The organism is Streptomyces sp. NPDC004031 (assembly GCF_053604375.1).
Window position 1 is genome coordinate 155,742 of sequence record NZ_JBSGHL010000012.1, and the last position, 15,342, is coordinate 171,083.

Consider the following 15,342-nt stretch of genomic DNA (forward strand, 5'->3'; position numbering starts at 1 on the left):
CGGCGTCTGAGACAGTGGTCGTATGAGCGACGCGCACTCCGGTCCGGCCGCGGCGGCATCCCGCGGACCCGCACACGACCCCGCGGGGGAGCGGCCCCCGGGCCATGTGGTGGTCGTCGGCGGCGGCATCTCCGGGCTCGCCGCCGCCCACCGGCTGGCGGCCGCGGGGGCGCGGGTCACGGTGCTGGAGGCCTCCGCGCGGCTCGGCGGCAAGCTGCACGCCGACGAGATCGCCGGGGTCCCGGTCGACCTGGGAGCCGAGTCGATACTCGCCCGCCGCCCGGAGGCGGTGGCCCTGGCCCGCGCGGTCGGGCTCGGCGACGACCTGGAGCCGCCCGCCGTGCTGGGCGCCACGGTGTGGACCCGCGGGCGGCTGCGGCCGATGCCGAAGGGCCATGTGATGGGTGTGCCGGGCGACCTCGGGCCGCTCGCCGCCTCCGGCGTGATCTCGCCCGCGGGCCTCGCCCGCATCCCGTTCGACCACGTCCTGCCGCGCACCGCGGTGGACGGCGACGTGGCCGTCGGCGCGTTCGTCGCCGCCCGGCTCGGCCGGGAGGTCGTCGACCGGCTCGTGGAACCGCTGCTCGGCGGCGTCTACGCGGGCAACGCGTACGAGATCTCGCTGCGTGCCGCGGTGCCGCAGCTGTGGGCCGCCGCCACCGAGGGGCGCTCGCTCATCGAGGCCGCCCGCGCGATCCAGCGCAAGGCCGCCGCCTCCACCGCCACCGGCCCGGTCTTCAACGGGCTGCGCGGGGGAGTCGGACGGCTGCCGCTCGCGGTCGCCGACGCCTGCCGGGCGCTGGGCGTCACCGTGGAGACCGGCGCGCGCGTGCGCGACCTGCACCGCACCGGCCCGCACGGCTGGCGGGTGCTGCTCGCCGACCGTGCGATCGACGCCGACGCCGTGCTGCTCGCGGTGCCCGCGCCCGCCGCCGCCCACCTGCTGGAGGGCGAGTCGCCGGCCGCCGCCGCGGAGCTGTCGGGCGTGGACTACGCGAGCATGGCACTGGTCACGATGGCCTTCCGGCGCGCCGACCTGGCACCGCTGCCGCAGTCCAGCGGCTTCCTCGTGCCGCCGGTCGACGGCCGGACGATCAAGGCCTCGACCTTCTCCAGCCGCAAGTGGGGCTGGCTGGACGAGGCGGGCGGCGACACCGTGGTGCTGCGCACCTCCGTCGGGCGGTTCGGCGACGAGGGCGACCTCGCGTGGGACGACACCGACCTGGTGAGGCTGTCCCGCGAGGACCTGGAGCAGGCGGTCGGGCTGCGCGCCGCGCCGGTCGCCGCCCGCGTCACCCGGTGGGACGCCGGCCTGCCGCAGTATCCGGTGGGCCACCTGGACCGGGTCGCCCGGATCCGCGAGCACGTCGGCAAGCTGCCCGGCCTGGAGGTGTGCGGCGCGGTCTACGACGGTGTGGGCATCCCGGCCTGCGTCGGCAGCGGGCAGCGGGCGGCGGACGGGCTGCTGGCCACCCTGCCGCCGGGCGGGACGCACGGCGCGGGAGAATAGCCGCATGACCGACTCCACTCCCGCCGACGCCCACGTCCCCGCCGACGCCGCCGCCGGCGACACCGCTGCCGCGCCCGCCAAGGCCCCCAACGCGGGCAAGAAGGCCAAGGACCTCAACGAGGTCATCCGCTACACCCTGTGGTCGGTCTTCCGGCTCCGCGCCCCGCTCCCGGAAGACCGCTCCGGCTACGCGGAGGAGGTCGACGAGCTGTTCGCGCAGCTCGCCGCCAAGGACGTCACGATCCGCGGCACGTACGACCTGTCCGGGCTGCGCGCGGACGCCGACCTGATGATCTGGTGGCACGCCGAGACGGCCGACGCGCTCCAGGAGGCCTACAACCTCTTCCGCCGCACCCGGCTCGGCCGCGCGCTGGAGCCGGTGTGGTCGAACATGGCGCTGCACCGCCCCGCGGAGTTCAACAAGTCGCACATCCCGGCCTTCCTGGCCGACGAGCACGCGCGCGACTACGTGAGCGTCTACCCGTTCGTCCGCTCGTACGACTGGTACCTGCTGCCCGACGAGGACCGCCGCCGGATGCTCGCCGACCACGGCAAGATGGCCCGCGGCTTCCCGGACGTGCGCGCCAACACCGTCGCGTCCTTCTCGCTCGGCGACTACGAGTGGATCCTCGCCTTCGAGGCCGACGAGCTGTACCGGATCGTCGACCTCATGCGGCACCTGCGCGGCTCCGAGGCGCGCCGGCACGTCCGTGAGGAGGTGCCCTTCTACACCGGGCGCCGCCGGGAGATCGCCGACCTGGTCGCCGGTCTCGCCTGACAGCCGCCCCTCCGGGCCCGGCACCCCGCGGGGGCCGGGCCCGGACGCATGTCAGACGTGCTCCTCGTCGTACGCCTCGCGGGCCGTCAGCACGACGGGCATGTTCCGCTCCGACCAGTCCTTGACCGCCGCCAGCACGGGCAGCAGGTCCCGCCCGATGGCCGTCAGCTCGTAGTCCACCCGGACCGGCACCTCCGCCGTCACCGTGCGCGTCAGCAGGCCGTCGCGCTCCAGCGCCCGCAAGGTCTGGGTGAGCATCTTCTGGCTCACCCCCGCGATCCGGCGGGCCAGTTCGGCGTAGCGCTGCGGGCCCTCGGCGAGCGCGGTGACGACCAGCGTCGTCCACTTGTCGCTCAGCCGCTCCAGCAACTGCCGTGACGGGCAGGCCGCCAGGAACGCGTCGTACGCGATCCGCGCCTGCGCCCGGCGCTCGGCCGCGGTCCTCGTCGGCATGATGGGCTCCTCCGGTGGGTTACGCACTTCCAGGTGCCTGCTTACCAGAAGAGAGCAACGCTGCCTAGGGTCGCGGTGCGGGGTGCGGACGCCCCCGCGGACGCGTCAACCAGCAGGCAGGAGTGCGGAGATGGGCAACACCGGCAGCGGAGTCATGCGGGCGGTCGTCGTGCGGGAGTTCGGCGGACCCGAGGCACTGGAGGTCGTCGAGCAGCCGGTGCCCGAGCCCGGCCCCGGACAGGTGCGCATCGCGGTCGAGGCCGCGGCCGTCAACCCCGTGGACCTCGCGGTACGCGCCGGGGGAGTCGTCGCCGTCGGCTTCACCGCGCCCCGCGCGCAGTACGGGATCGGATGGGACGTCGCGGGCCGCGTCGACGCGGTGGGCGCCGGAGCCGGGTTCGCGGTCGGCGACCGCGTCATCGGCTGCGTCGACCGGCTGGACCTGACGACCGGCGGCTACGCCGACCACGTCGTCCTCGACACCTCCGCGGTAGGCCGCGCCCCGCGCGAGGCCACCGCCGCCGAGGCCGCGACGATCCCGCTCAACGCCCTCACCGCCGACCAGGGCCTCGACCTGCTGGACCTCCCCGCAGGCAGCACCCTCCTGGTCACCGGCGCGGCGGGCGGCGTCGGCGGCTTCGCGGTCGAACTCGCCGTGCTGCGCGGCCTGCGCGTCGCGGCGCTCGCCGGGGCGGACGACGAGAAGCTGGTGCGCGAGCTGGGCGCCGAGCACTTCGTCCCGCGCTCCGTCGCCAACGTCGGCGACGCGGTACGGGCGTGGGCGCCCGGCGGGGTGGACGGGGTCCTCGACGCGGCCGAGCTGCGCGAAGCCGCGCTCGAAGCGTTGCGCGGCGGCGGCGCGCTCGTGGCCGTCGGCCACGGATCCGACCCCGTGCCGCGGCGCGGTACGCGCGTCGCCAACGTCTGGATCCGTGCGGACGGGCGCCGCCTCACGGAACTGTCCGCCCTCGCGGACGCGGGCCACATCTCCCTGCGGGTGGCCGCCACGTACCCCCTGGCCGAGGCCCCCGCCGCCCACGCCCGCCTGGCCGCGGGCGGCGTACGAGGCCGTCTCGTGCTCGTGCCGTGAGCCCCGCGGGGTGGCGCGGGTCCTTGTGACGGGACCTTCTGTCGGTGGTGGGTTGTTCGCGCAGTTCCTCGCGCCCCTGTCCCCGGGGGGTGGTGCGGTCCCTTGTGGCGGGATCTTCCGTGGGTGGTGGGTTGTTCGCGCAGTTCCTCGCGCCCCTGTCCCTGCGGGGCGCCGCGGGTTCTTGTGGGGGGATCTTCTGCGGGTGGTGGGTTGGGTGCGCGGTTGCTCGCGCTCCTGTGGGTGCCCTTGGTGCGCGGGGTGGGCGTTTTGAGGGGCGCGGGGAACTGCGCGACAAGCCATGTACCGGGGGGAGATCGCGACACCGACCGCAAGGGGCGGTTCGGGGCGTCGTCAGGCGGGGGAGCCGCGGAGGGCGGGGTGGTCCGCGACGACGGTCGCCGAGCCCGGGGCGATCTCCGTGAAGCCCGCGTCGCGGACGAGGGGGAGGGGGGACGCCACCAGGGTCGGCCACGCCGCCGCCGTGGCGGTGCGGACCGCCAGCGGGAAGCCCGCCGAGCGCCAGCCCGCCCGCTCGGAAGCGCTCAGCTCCCACCACGCGAGCTGCGCCCCGTGCCCGGCCTGCGCCATGGCCTTGCCCGCGGACATGGTGACCTCGGGGTTGAGCCACAGCACGGGCTCGTCCGCGGTGGGCGGCGGCGGGGGTGCGGGGTCGTCGAGTTCGGTGCCGGAGACCTGGAGTTTGGCGAGGTCCTTGGGCCAGCCGTCGAGCGGCACGGGCGGGTAGACCCGTACCTCGGCGGTGCGGCCGGTCACCGTGATGCCGGGCAGCGTCTCGGCGCGCCGCCACTCCGCGCCCCGCGCGCGCCGGACGACCTTGCGGATCCGCGCGTCCTGCCAGTCGCGGACGGCCTGCGCCCACTCCCCGTCCTCGGCCGTGGCGCGCTCGTCGGACAGCAGGGTCAGGACGGCGCGGGCGGCGGTCTCCAGCGCGTCGGTGCGCTCCGGCGGGGCGTCCCGCTCGATGCGTACGACGAGCGGCAGGACGTACTGCGGCGCCGCGTCCCGCTCGGCGGCGCTGTGCTGGAAGGGGCTGGTCACAGGCCCAGTCTGCCATCGCCGCTTGGTGCTCCGCGGCGGGTGGTCCAGGATGGGCCCGTGCACGCGACGCTACTGCGACTCGACGGTGTGGGGCGGCGCTACGGCCTGCGTGGCCCGTGGGTGCTGCGGGACGTCGCGCTGGAGCTGCCGCCCGGTGCGCTGGTGCGGGTCGAGGGCGTGAACGGCAGCGGCAAGTCGACGCTGCTGCGGATCCTCGCCGGGGTGGACCGTCCGACCGCGGGCCGGGTCACCGGCCGTCCCGCCGCCTCCACCGCGTACGTCCCGGAGCGCTTCCCGGCCGCGCTGCCCTTCCCCGCCCTGCGTTACCTGACGCATCTCGGGGCCGTCCGCGGGCTGCCCTCCGCGACCGCCCGGGAGCGGGCCGCGCACTGGCTGGAAAGCTTCGGTGTCGCCGGGTACGCGGGCACCCCGCTCGACGAGCTGTCCAAGGGCACCTGCCAGAAGGTCGCGGTCGTCCAGGCGCTGCTCGCCGACCCCGAACTGCTGGTGCTCGACGAGGCGTGGACGGGCCTGGACACCGCGGCCCGCGCCACGCTGGACGCGGCGGTGCGGGCGAGGACGGCCGCGGGCGGCACGGTGGTCTTCGTCGACCACGACCCGCGCCGGCTGGCCGGGGAGCAGGACGTCACGGTGACCGTCGACGCGGCGGCGGGCCGGGTCGCCGCCCGGGTGCGTGTTCCGGCGGCCGCCGCACCGCGGGGCCGCGTGCTGATCGAGGCCGAGGGCACCGGCGAACTCCCCGCGGGCGTACGCCCGTACGCGCTTCCCGGTGCGCGCCCGCCCCGCCTCGTCCTCCCCGCCGCATCCTCCGACGCGGCCCTGCGCGTCCTGCTGTCCGCGGATCCGCCCTGGCACATCACCGCCGTCCGCCCCGCCCCGCCGACCGACGACACCCGCGCCCCGGCGCCACCGGACGGCGCGGCGGCCGTGCGGAACGCGCACCCGGGCGGGGTCGGGCCGGTTCCGGCGTCGCCGGAGGGCTCCGCCGTGCCGCGTGCCGCCGGGGTCGCGGGGGAGCAGAAGGCCGTTCCGGGCCCGCCCGCGGGCGGGGCGGCGGCCGCGCCGGTCGTGCCGCGCGCCGACGTGGGCCGGTGGCGGCGGGCGGGGGCGCTGCTGCGCTACCAGGCCGCGCTGCTGGCGCGCTCGCACCGGTGGCTGCCGCCGCTGCTGGGGTACGCCGCGGTCATGGCGGTCGGGGTCGGCGGCGGGGAGCCGGTGCTCGGGTCGATGGGGTACGCGGCCGCGCTGCTGCTGCCGGTGACCGCGTGGCTGGTGCGGGTGTGCGTACGCAACGAGCCCGCCGCCGCACGGGCCTGCACCGCCTCCGCGGTCGGTCCCGGGCGGGCGCACGCGGCGGCGCTGGCGGTCGGGGCGGGCGCCGCCGCGCTGCTGGGCGTCGCGGGGACGGTGCTGGTCGCCGCTGTGAGCGGTGCGCACTCCGACGATCTGCGCACCGCTGTCGCGGTGGGCCCGGCCGCGCTCGCCGGGCTGCTGGCCGCGGCGGTGGCGGTGCTGCTCGGCGGCGCCGTGGGGGCGCTGACCAATCCGCCGCTGGTGCGCGGCGCGGGCTGGTCGCTGCTGGTGACGGCGCTGGGCGCGGGCGCGGTGCTGCTGGTGTCCGGCTCGCCCGCGCAGGCGGCGGTCACCGGCCTGGTCACCGGCTCGCGCACGGGCGCGGTGCACTACCCGGTGCTGCCGTTCGTGCTCGCCGCGGTGCTCGCGGCCGTCGCGGGCGCGCTGTCCTGCGCGGCCGTCTCCCGCCTCGGCGCGGAGTGACCGGCCCGGGGCCGTACCGCCCGCGCGGCGCGTAGCCACGCACCGGGCGCCGCGTTCGTACGCGCCGTGCCGCGTCTCCCCGGCCGATCGTTTTCCGCCAAGATCGACGACGTGGCCCTTCTTCGCCGGAAGCGGCTCTCGAAACTTTCGAGGTGGTGCCCGCTGTTCCGATCGTCATGCGCCCTGCCCATTGCGGGAGTTGGCTCTTCGAGCGCGTCTGATCTCCGCAAGTGGCCACTGACCAGCGGGTATTGCCTGTCTATGACATCCCTGTGGACAGAAAGATTTCGAAATCTCTACCGAAAGTGTTGACACCCGGAGGGCGCGGTCCAGACTGTTCCGCGTCACCGGTGACGATTTGCCGGCGATCCGGGCCGCATCCGGTCGGGCCCGGGACTCCGGCCGCGGCACGCTCGGCGGTCGGGGTGCGTGTCATGCCCCTGTCGCGTCGGTCCACCGGCCCGCGGCGGCCGGGGCGACGGCACGCAACCGCCCCCCACATCCGTGCTAGGAGGAACCCCAGTGAGTCTGCTGACCCGTGTGATGCACCCCAGACGCCCCGTCATGGCGGCCGTCCGAGGTCTCGTCGCCGTCGCGGCGTCGGTCGTGGTCGCCTTCGCGCTCCCCGGCGCGGCCCACGCCGACACGACCGTGAACACCAACAGCACCGGCACCAACAACGGGTACTTCTACTCGTTCTGGAGCCAGAACAGCGGCCAGGCCTCGATGACGATGGGCTCCGGCGGCCAGTACAGCACCACGTGGAACAACGTGACCAACTTCGTCGCCGGCAAGGGCTGGAACCCGGGCACCACCTCCCCGGTGACGTACTCGGGCACGTGGAACTGCAACGGCAACTGCTACCTGTCGCTGTACGGCTGGACGACCAACCCGCTCATCGAGTACTACATCGTCGACAACTACGGGAACTACAACCCGAGTTCGGGCGCCACCAAGCTGGGTTCGGTCACCAGTGACGGCAGCACGTACGACCTGTACCGCACCCAGCGGGTGAACCAGCCGTCCATCGAGGGCACCGCGACGTTCTACCAGTACTGGGCGATCCGCCAGGCCAAGCGCACCGGCGGCACCATCACGGTGGCGAACTTCTTCAACGCGTGGGCGACGGCGGGCCTGAACCTCGGGACCCCGAACTACGAGATCCTCGCCACCGAGGGCTACGGCTCCTCCGGCAGCTCCAACATCACCGTCAGCAGCGGCGGCGGCAGCAGCACCGGCGGCACCACGGGCGGTACGACCGGCGGGACCACGGGCGGCACGACCGGGGGCACCACCGGCGGTACGACGGGCGGCACCACCGGCGGCTCGACCGGCGGCACGGGCGGCAGCGGCTGCTCGGCGGCCTTCACCAACTCCTCCGACTGGGGCGCGGGCTTCACCGGAGCGGTGAGCGTCAAGAACAACGGCTCCTCGGCGATCAACGGCTGGACGGTGAAGCTGACCTTCCCGGGCAACCAGACCGTCACCAACCTGTGGAACGGCAGCTACACCCAGTCCGGCAACACGGTGACCGTGACCAACGCGAGCTTCAACGGCAACCTGGGCGGCGGCGCGAGCACGTCCTTCGGCTTCAACGCCAACTACTCGGGCAGCAACGGCGCCCCGACCGTCTCCTGCACCACCAGCTGACCACCGGCACGGACAAGGGGCGGGCACCGGACTCCTCCGGTGCCCGCCCCCTCGCCCGTCACTCCCCGGCGGAGGCCAGCCGCAGCGAGATCGAGTTGATGCAGTAGCGCTGGTCGGTCGGCGTGGGGTAGCCCTCGCCCGCGAAGACATGGCCCAGGTGCGATCCGCAGCGCGCACAGCGCACCTCGGTGCGCAGCATGCCCATGGTGCGGTCCTCGATCAGCTCGACCGCGTCGCTGTCGGCCGGGTCGTAGAACGACGGCCATCCGCAGTGCGACTCGAACTTCGTGCCGGAGCGGAAGAGCTCGGCGCCGCACGCGCGGCACTCGTACACGCCCTCGGTCTTGGTGTCGGTGTACTCACCGGTGAAGGGACGCTCGGTGCCGGCCTGCCGCAGAACCGCGTACTCCTGCGGGGACAGCTCCTCGCGCCACTGCTCGTCGGACTTGTTCACTTCGTACGGCATGGAGGTCCTCTCAGCTGCCGAGGCGGGCCAGAATCCGCGGTCCGAGGTCGGTCACGTCGCCCGCCCCCATGGTGAGAACGAGATCACCGGGCTTCGCCATTCCTGCCACCAGCTCCGCGACCGCCTCGCGGTCCGGTTCCGGGGTCACGTCGGCGCCCGCGGCGCGCGCGGCGTCGACGATGAGTGCGCTGGTCACACCGGGGATCGGGTCCTCGCGCGCCGGGTAGATGTCCAGCACCACCGAGGCGTCGGCGAGCGCGAGCGCACCGCCCATCTCCTTGCCCAGCTCACGGGTGCGGCTGAACAAGTGCGGCTGGAAGACAACGAGCACCCGGCCGTCGTCCGCGGCGGCGCGGATCGCCTCCAGGTCGGCGGTCATCTCGGTCGGGTGGTGCGCGTAGGAGTCGATGACCTGCACGCCCGCCGCCTCGCCCTTGAGCTGGAGGCGGCGCTTGACCCCGGTGTACGAGGCGAGCGCGGGCGCCAGCTCCTCGGCGGGCACCCCGAGGGCGGTGCCGGCGGCGAGCGCGGCGGCGGCGTTGAGCGCGTAGTGCCGGCCGGGCACCGAGACGGTGAAGGCCAGCTCCCGGCCGTCCGCGAGGACCACGGTGACCTCGCTGGTCAGGCCGCGCGGGGTGACGGACGTGACGCGCAGATCCGCGGTCGGCGCCTCGCCGACGGTGAGGACGCGCAGCCCTTCGCGGCCGGCCACCCGCCGGGTCAGCTCCACGGCGCCCGCCTGGTCGGCGGAGACGACCAGGGTGCCACCGGGGCGGATCTTGCCGACGAAGGTCACGAAGGAGTCGTAGATCTCCTCCATCGACGCGTAGTTCGCGTGGTGGTCCAGCTCCACGTTGAGCACCACCGCGACCTCGGGGTCGTAGGCGTGGAAGCTGCGGTCGCTCTCGTCGGCCTCGGCCACGAAGAGGTCGCCGGTGCCGTGGTGGGCGTTGGAGCCGGGGGCGTCCAGGTCGCCGCCGATCGCGTAGGACGGGGCGAGGCCCAGCGTGCCGAGGGCGACGGCCAGCATCGAGGTGGTCGTCGTCTTGCCGTGCGTGCCGGCCACCGCGATCGGCCGGGTGCCGGTCATGAGCGCGGCGAGCGCGTCGCTGCGGTGCACGACCGGGATGCCGCGCTCGCGGGCGGCTGCCAGCTCCGGGTTCTCCGCGCGGATCGCGCTGGAGACGACCACCGCGCTGGTGTCCGGCGCGAGGTTGGCCGCGGTGTGCCCGATGTGCACGGTCGCGCCGAGCGCCCGCAGTGCGGCCGCCGTCTCCGACTCGCGCGCGTCGCTGCCCGCCACCGCCGCGCCGCGCTGCGCGAGGATCTTCGCGATGCCCGACATCCCTGCGCCGCCGATCCCGATGAAGTGCGGTCGGTCCAGGGTGGGCGGAACGGTCGGGCTCATACGCGTATCTCCAAGGGGTGGCCGGGTCGTCCACGGGACGGGTGAGCCGATTCTCGCACTGCCGGGCCCGCGGCTTCGCGCACCCGCGGGCGGCGCCGTCCGCGGCCCGCCCCGGGTCCGCCGCCCGAGGGCCCGGCGGCGGGCGCGGGGCGGGGGCGGTGCGTCACCCGGCCGTCATTCGTCGTCCTGCTGGGCGAAGAGCTTGAGCACCGGCACGCCCACCTTGTGGCGGGCCCTGGAGGTCCAGTCGCGGTGGAAGAACTCCTCGACGAAGTGCGGTGCGGTCAGCACGATCACCTCGTCGGCGTGCGTGCGCTCCACCACGGTCCTGAGGACGTCCAGCGGGTGCTTCTGGATGATCTCGCCGATCGCTTCGGCCCCGGCGGTGTGCAGCTGGTCGACGGAGGCGGCGAGTGCCAGTTCGGCGGGCCCGTTCGCCTGCTCGCCCTCCGGGACGTCGTTCTCCCGCGCGGCCTCCTCCAGGTGGCCGAGCGCCACGTCGTCCACCGCCCGCAGCAGCCGGTCCTGGTCGCCGCGGGGCTGCATCAGCACCACGAAGGAGACCGGCTCCTCGCCGTGCAGGGTGGTGACGAGCTCCACGTCGGCGGGGGCGAGCGCCTTCTCGATCATGAGTACGGTCGTGAACACGGACGCGTCCTTCTTTCTCAGGGGCCACTCGGCCGCCCTGCAAACCATCCTGCCCCGATCTTCACAGGGCACCGCTATGAGTCTTCCCGAGCGACACCAAGCGGAACGTGCGAATCCGCTTTTTACGGCTCACCCTTGCCCCGGGGGGCGTACGACGCGGCGCGGGGTTTACGCGCTCCGCACGGCGGACCGCCCGGCGCGCGGTGCGCGGGACGGCGCCCGGGGTGGCAGGCGGACGGACGGAGCCGGGACGGGACGGACGCGTGCTACGCGCGGACGTACCGGGTGAAGAGAAAGCCGTCCTCCTCCAGGACCGACCGCGGCTCGTACCGGGCCGGGCCCGGGACGGCCGGGCCGTTCATGATGCGCGGCGCCCCGCCGCCCGTGAGCAGCGGCGCGACCGTCAGGCACAGCTCGTCGACCGTACCGGCCGCCGCGAACTGCGCCAGCAGCCGCGGCCCGCCCTCGTGCAGCAGCCGCGGGTAGCCGCGCGCGGCCAGCTCGGCGACCGCGCGGACCGGATCGACCCCGGCCCCGTCGCCCTCCTCCGCCGCGACCACCACCTCGGCGCCGGCCGCCCGCGCCGCCACCAGCCGCTCCCGGGGCGCCGCCGCCCCGGTCAGGACCAGCGTCGGGACGACCGGCTCGCGAAAGAGCGGGCTGTCGAAGTCCAGGTCCAGGCTGCGGGTGACGACCGCGATCGCCGGCGCGGGCGCCTGGCCCGCGTCCGCCCGCCGCCCGGCGAACTCCTTGCGCGCCCGGCCCGGCCGGTAGCCCTCGCGGCGCGCGGTCTCGGCGCCCACCACGACCACGTCGGCGAGCGCCCGCAGCACCCCGAAGATCCGCATGTCGGCGGGGGAGGACAGCGGCGCGGACTTGCCGTCGGCGACCGCGGCGCCGTCCAGCGAGCCGACCATGTTCGCCCGCAGCCAGGGGCGCCCCCGCGCCACCCCCTCCGGGTACGCGTAAACCTCCGCGAGACCACCGGGAGTGTCGAGATCCGGCTGCCCGAGCGCGTCCGGTGAGCCGGCGGGCCCCGCCGCCCCGGCGGGTGGGTACAGACGCCGCATACCCGCGATCCTCCCACGTCCCGAAGTGGCGCGCCCCACGGTGTCCCGGGACGTGGCGGTCCCCCGAAGGGACTACGCTGGACAGTCGTGACAGCTCTGCCGTCGTACGAATCCGCCCTGCTCAGCCCGGTGGCCCTGAGCGGCCGCACGCCGCATGTCGAGACGGGGCGGCTGGTGGCCGAAATGGTGCCCCCGCCGCGCTTCGACGGTGTCCGCTTCGAGACGTACGTCGCGGATCCCGCCCAGCCGAGCCAGGCCGCCGCCGTCGCGAAGCTCCGCGCGTTCGCCGGGCAGGACGCCCCGCGGGCACGCCGCCGCTGGTTCCGCTCCGCGCCGCCCGCACCCGCCGCGGGCGGGGTGTACCTCGACGGCGGCTACGGCGTCGGCAAGACCCATCTGCTCGCCTCGCTGTGGCACGCCGACCCGGCGCCCCGCGAGCGCAAGGCCTTCGGCACCTTCGTCGAGCTGACCAACCTGGTCGGCGCGCTCGGCTTCCAGCCCGCCGTGCGCGCCCTGGGGGAGCACCGGCTGCTGTGCATCGACGAGTTCGAGCTCGACGACCCCGGCGACACCGTGCTGGTCTCCACCCTGCTCGGCAAGCTCGCGGACGCCGGGGTACGGCTCGCCGCGACGTCCAACACGCTGCCGGGGCGGCTCGGCGAGGGGCGCTTCGCCGCGGCCGACTTCATGCGCGAGATACAGGGTCTGTCCGCGCGCTTCAGCAGCATCAGGATCGACGGCGAGGACTACCGGCACCGCGGTCTGCCGCAGGCGCCCGAGCCCTACGCCGACGAGCAGGTGACGCGCGCCGCCCTCGGCACCCCGGGCGCGGCCCTCGACGACTTCGCCGAACTGTCCGCGCACCTCGCGACCGTCCACCCGAGCCGTTACGGGGCGCTGTGCGATGGCGTGGACGCGGTCTTCCTGCGCGGGGTCACCGAGGTCACCGACCAGGCGGCGGCGCTGCGTCTGGTGGTGCTCGCCGACCGGCTCTACGACCGCGAGATCCCGGTCATGGCCTCCGGCGTGCCCTTCGACCGGCTGTTCTCGGCGGAGCTGCTGTCCGGCGGCTACCGCAAGAAGTACTTCCGGGCCGTCTCCCGGCTCACCGCGCTGGCCCGCGACGCGGCCGCCCGCGCCGAGCGCGCGACGGGCAGCCGCGCGGACTGACCCGCCCCCGGTCCCCCGCTGGCGGGACCGGGCGGCCCGGCGCACGATCGGTGCATGCCTGCGCACACAGCCGGTCCCGATCTGCGGTCACTGCTGCGGGTGCCGCCCGGCCCGGTCGATCTGGCCGGATACGGCACCCGGGACACTCCGGGCGCGCCCGCGGGCGGCAAGGCGGGCGCGCGGGCCGAGACCGAACGCGTCCGCACGCTTCTCGCGCGGTGGCAGGACCGGCTCTTCGCGCAGAGCACCGCGGGCGACCCGCGGTGCCTGCTGCTGGTCCTCCAGGGCATGGACACCTCCGGCAAGGGCGGCACCGTCAAGCACGTCGCCTCCGGTCTGAACCCGGCGGGCGTCCGCGTCACCGCCTTCAAGGCGCCGACCCCCGAGGAGAGCCGGCACCCCTTCCTGTGGCGCGTCCGCCGGGCGGTGCCGGGCCCCGGCGAGATCGGCGTCTTCGACCGCTCGCACTACGAGGACGTACTCGTCGCCCGGGTCCGCGGCCTCGTCCCACGGGCCACCTGGGCCCGCCGCTACGGCGTCATCAACCGCTTCGAGCAGTCGCTCGCCGACGACGGCGTCACCGTGCTGAAGGTCTTTCTGCACATCGGCCGCCGTGAACAGCGCGACCGGCTGCTCGCCCGCCTCGACGACCCGGCCAAGCACTGGAAGTTCGCCCAGGGCGACATCGCCGACCGGGCCCTGTGGCCCGCCTACCAGGAGGCGTACGAGGCGGCGCTGGAACGCTGCGGCACCGAGGCCGCGCCCTGGTACCTGGTGCCCGCCGACCGCAAGTGGTACCGCAACTGGGCCGTCGCCCAACTCCTGCTGGAGCACCTGGAGCTGATGGACCCGCGCTACCCGCCCGCCGCCTTCGACGTCACCGCGGCCCGCACGGCGCTGCTGGGGACATAGCCGCCGGGCCCGGCCGGTTCGGAGGGGGTGCGGCTCAGCCCACCGCCCGCTTCACCAGCTCCGCGATCCGTGCCTCCGTCTCCGGCGTCACCTCGGTGAGGGCGAATCCGGCCGCCCACATCGTGCCGTCGTCCAGCTTCGCCTGGTCGCTGAACCCGAGGGTCGCGTAGCGGGCCTTGAACTTCTCCGCGCTCTGGAAGAAGCAGACGATCTTCCCGTCGAGCGCGTAGGCGGGCATCCCGTACCAGAGCTTCGGGGCGAGGGCCGGGGCGGTGGCCGTGACCACAGCGTGGACGCGCTCGGCCATGATCCGGTCCGAGTCCCGCATCCCGGCGATCTTCGCGAGCACGTCCTGCCGCGCCTGCGCCGCCTTGTCCGCCGCTGAGCCGGAGCGCCCGGCCGCCTTCAGCTCCTCGGCGTGGTCCTTCATCGCGGCCCGTTCCTCGGCCGTGAATCCCTCGTGGGTGCTGTTCTTGCCGGTGGCCATGCGGATCTTCCCCCTGTGCGGAGCTGGACGGTCCGGGTCGGATGTCGCCGACCCGGCAACGGCACGATGCGTGCCGATCGACTCGCATACTGCGCGCTCACCCCGTCGGCTGTCAACGGCACGCCCGGTGCCGTTAGGGTGGTGCCATGACCGACACGCCCGCCACGCCGAGGCGCCGGGGCGCCGCTCGCACCGAGGAACTGCTGCAGGCGACCCTCGACCTGGCCGCGGAAGCCGGCTACGCGGGGCTGAGCATCGAGGCGGTCGGCCGGCGGGCCGGAGTCGGGAAGCACACGATCTACCGGCGCTGGCCGTCCATGCCGGCGCTGCTGCTCGACGCGCTCAACCGCGCGTGGACCAGCGACCTGGACTACCGCGACACCGGCGACGTCCGCGCGGACCTGCGCGAGCAGTTCCTGCGCTCGGGACGGGCGCTGTCCGCCCCGCCGATCGGCCCCGTCTACCGGGCGGTCATCGCCGAGGCGCAGGCCGACGCCGCGCTGCGGGCGACCCTGCATGAACGCTTCCTGGCCACCGTCGAGCAGAGCACCCTCGAACGGATCACCCGCGCCCAGCGCGACGGCGAACTGGTCGCGGACGCGGACCTGGAATTCGCCGCCGAAGTGCTGTCCGGCGCGCTCTACTACCGCGCCCTGCTGTCGAACCGGCCGATCGACGAGGCCGCCGTCGACGGCCTGCTCGACATGTTCATGGCCGCCTACGGAACGGGCGGCTAGGTCTGTCGTGGGGGGGTGGGGGGGGGGGGGGCGAGCGCGCAAAACCCCCCCCCCCCGGCCCCGGCCGCCCCGGCCCCGCGGGCGGGCGCGCCCCCACCCCGCCCCCC

Annotated in this window: 15 protein-coding genes; 8 read left to right on the plus strand and 7 right to left on the minus strand. The window is 74.9% G+C overall.

Features of this window, described 5'->3' with window-relative positions; translation table 11 throughout:
* Nucleotides 1-22: 22 nt before the first annotated feature.
* Together hemG and hemQ are read left to right on the plus strand one after the other, a co-directional pair.
* Nucleotides 23-1,510, plus strand: a complete 1,488-nt coding sequence (gene hemG / locus ACWERV_RS10580; protein WP_452931228.1) for a protoporphyrinogen oxidase — start codon at nt 23-25, stop codon at nt 1,508-1,510.
* A 4-nt stretch (nt 1,511-1,514) separates the two neighbouring features.
* Nucleotides 1,515-2,288, plus strand: a complete 774-nt coding sequence (gene hemQ, locus ACWERV_RS10585) for a hydrogen peroxide-dependent heme synthase (RefSeq protein WP_452931231.1) — start codon at nt 1,515-1,517, stop codon at nt 2,286-2,288.
* A 51-nt stretch (nt 2,289-2,339) separates the two neighbouring features.
* On the opposite strand, the gene ACWERV_RS10590 is transcribed toward hemQ, so the two are convergent.
* Nucleotides 2,340-2,741, minus strand: coding sequence for a winged helix-turn-helix transcriptional regulator (locus ACWERV_RS10590; RefSeq protein ID WP_452931233.1), 402 nt, complete (start codon nt 2,739-2,741; stop codon nt 2,340-2,342).
* 130 nt (nt 2,742-2,871) lie between these two features.
* Here ACWERV_RS10590 and ACWERV_RS10595 point away from each other — a divergent pair, with 130 nt between their 5' ends.
* Entirely contained in the window at nt 2,872-3,831 is a 960-nt protein-coding gene (locus tag ACWERV_RS10595; RefSeq protein WP_452931234.1) for an NADP-dependent oxidoreductase, read from the plus strand.
* A gap of 351 nt (nt 3,832-4,182) precedes the next feature.
* Here the strand turns inward: ACWERV_RS10595 and ACWERV_RS10600 are convergent, their stop codons facing one another.
* Nucleotides 4,183-4,890: a peptidyl-tRNA hydrolase gene (locus tag ACWERV_RS10600; protein WP_452931237.1), complete on the minus strand. Its 708-nt coding sequence runs from the start codon at nt 4,888-4,890 to the stop codon at nt 4,183-4,185.
* A gap of 57 nt (nt 4,891-4,947) precedes the next feature.
* On the opposite strand from ACWERV_RS10600, the gene ACWERV_RS10605 reads away from it, so the two are divergent.
* The gene (locus ACWERV_RS10605) at nt 4,948-6,687 is read left to right on the plus strand and encodes an ABC transporter ATP-binding protein (RefSeq protein WP_452931239.1); all 1,740 of its coding nucleotides are present in this window, start codon (nt 4,948-4,950) and stop codon (nt 6,685-6,687) included.
* A gap of 564 nt (nt 6,688-7,251) precedes the next feature.
* Nucleotides 7,252-8,337: a glycoside hydrolase family 11 protein gene (locus ACWERV_RS10610; RefSeq protein ID WP_452931242.1), complete on the plus strand. Its 1,086-nt coding sequence runs from the start codon at nt 7,252-7,254 to the stop codon at nt 8,335-8,337.
* 58 nt (nt 8,338-8,395) lie between these two features.
* Here the strand turns inward: ACWERV_RS10610 and msrB are convergent, their stop codons facing one another.
* From msrB to ACWERV_RS10630, 4 genes are all read right to left on the minus strand, one after another.
* Entirely contained in the window at nt 8,396-8,803 is a 408-nt protein-coding gene (gene msrB / locus ACWERV_RS10615; protein WP_452931245.1) for a peptide-methionine (R)-S-oxide reductase MsrB, read from the minus strand.
* A 10-nt stretch (nt 8,804-8,813) separates the two neighbouring features.
* Nucleotides 8,814-10,211, minus strand: a complete 1,398-nt coding sequence (gene murC, locus ACWERV_RS10620; protein ID WP_452931248.1) for a UDP-N-acetylmuramate--L-alanine ligase — start codon at nt 10,209-10,211, stop codon at nt 8,814-8,816.
* Nucleotides 10,212-10,385: 174 nt separating this feature from the next.
* Nucleotides 10,386-10,859 (minus strand): indole-3-glycerol phosphate synthase, encoded by a 474-nt coding sequence (locus ACWERV_RS10625; RefSeq protein WP_398178218.1) that lies wholly within the window; start codon nt 10,857-10,859, stop codon nt 10,386-10,388.
* Between the two features lie 266 nt (nt 10,860-11,125).
* The gene (locus tag ACWERV_RS10630) at nt 11,126-11,929 is read right to left on the minus strand and encodes a pyrimidine reductase family protein (protein ID WP_452931251.1); all 804 of its coding nucleotides are present in this window, start codon (nt 11,927-11,929) and stop codon (nt 11,126-11,128) included.
* 87 nt (nt 11,930-12,016) lie between these two features.
* On the opposite strand from ACWERV_RS10630, the gene zapE reads away from it, so the two are divergent.
* The gene (gene zapE, locus ACWERV_RS10635; RefSeq protein WP_452931253.1) at nt 12,017-13,099 is read left to right on the plus strand and encodes a cell division protein ZapE; all 1,083 of its coding nucleotides are present in this window, start codon (nt 12,017-12,019) and stop codon (nt 13,097-13,099) included.
* A 54-nt stretch (nt 13,100-13,153) separates the two neighbouring features.
* Nucleotides 13,154-14,011: a PPK2 family polyphosphate kinase gene (locus ACWERV_RS10640; RefSeq protein ID WP_452931256.1), complete on the plus strand. Its 858-nt coding sequence runs from the start codon at nt 13,154-13,156 to the stop codon at nt 14,009-14,011.
* A gap of 34 nt (nt 14,012-14,045) precedes the next feature.
* On the opposite strand, the gene ACWERV_RS10645 is transcribed toward ACWERV_RS10640, so the two are convergent.
* Nucleotides 14,046-14,498 (minus strand): iron chaperone, encoded by a 453-nt coding sequence (locus ACWERV_RS10645; protein ID WP_452931259.1) that lies wholly within the window; start codon nt 14,496-14,498, stop codon nt 14,046-14,048.
* 146 nt (nt 14,499-14,644) lie between these two features.
* On the opposite strand from ACWERV_RS10645, the gene ACWERV_RS10650 reads away from it, so the two are divergent.
* Nucleotides 14,645-15,235: a TetR/AcrR family transcriptional regulator gene (locus ACWERV_RS10650; protein WP_452931262.1), complete on the plus strand. Its 591-nt coding sequence runs from the start codon at nt 14,645-14,647 to the stop codon at nt 15,233-15,235.
* The last annotated feature ends 107 nt before the right edge of the window (nt 15,236-15,342 follow it).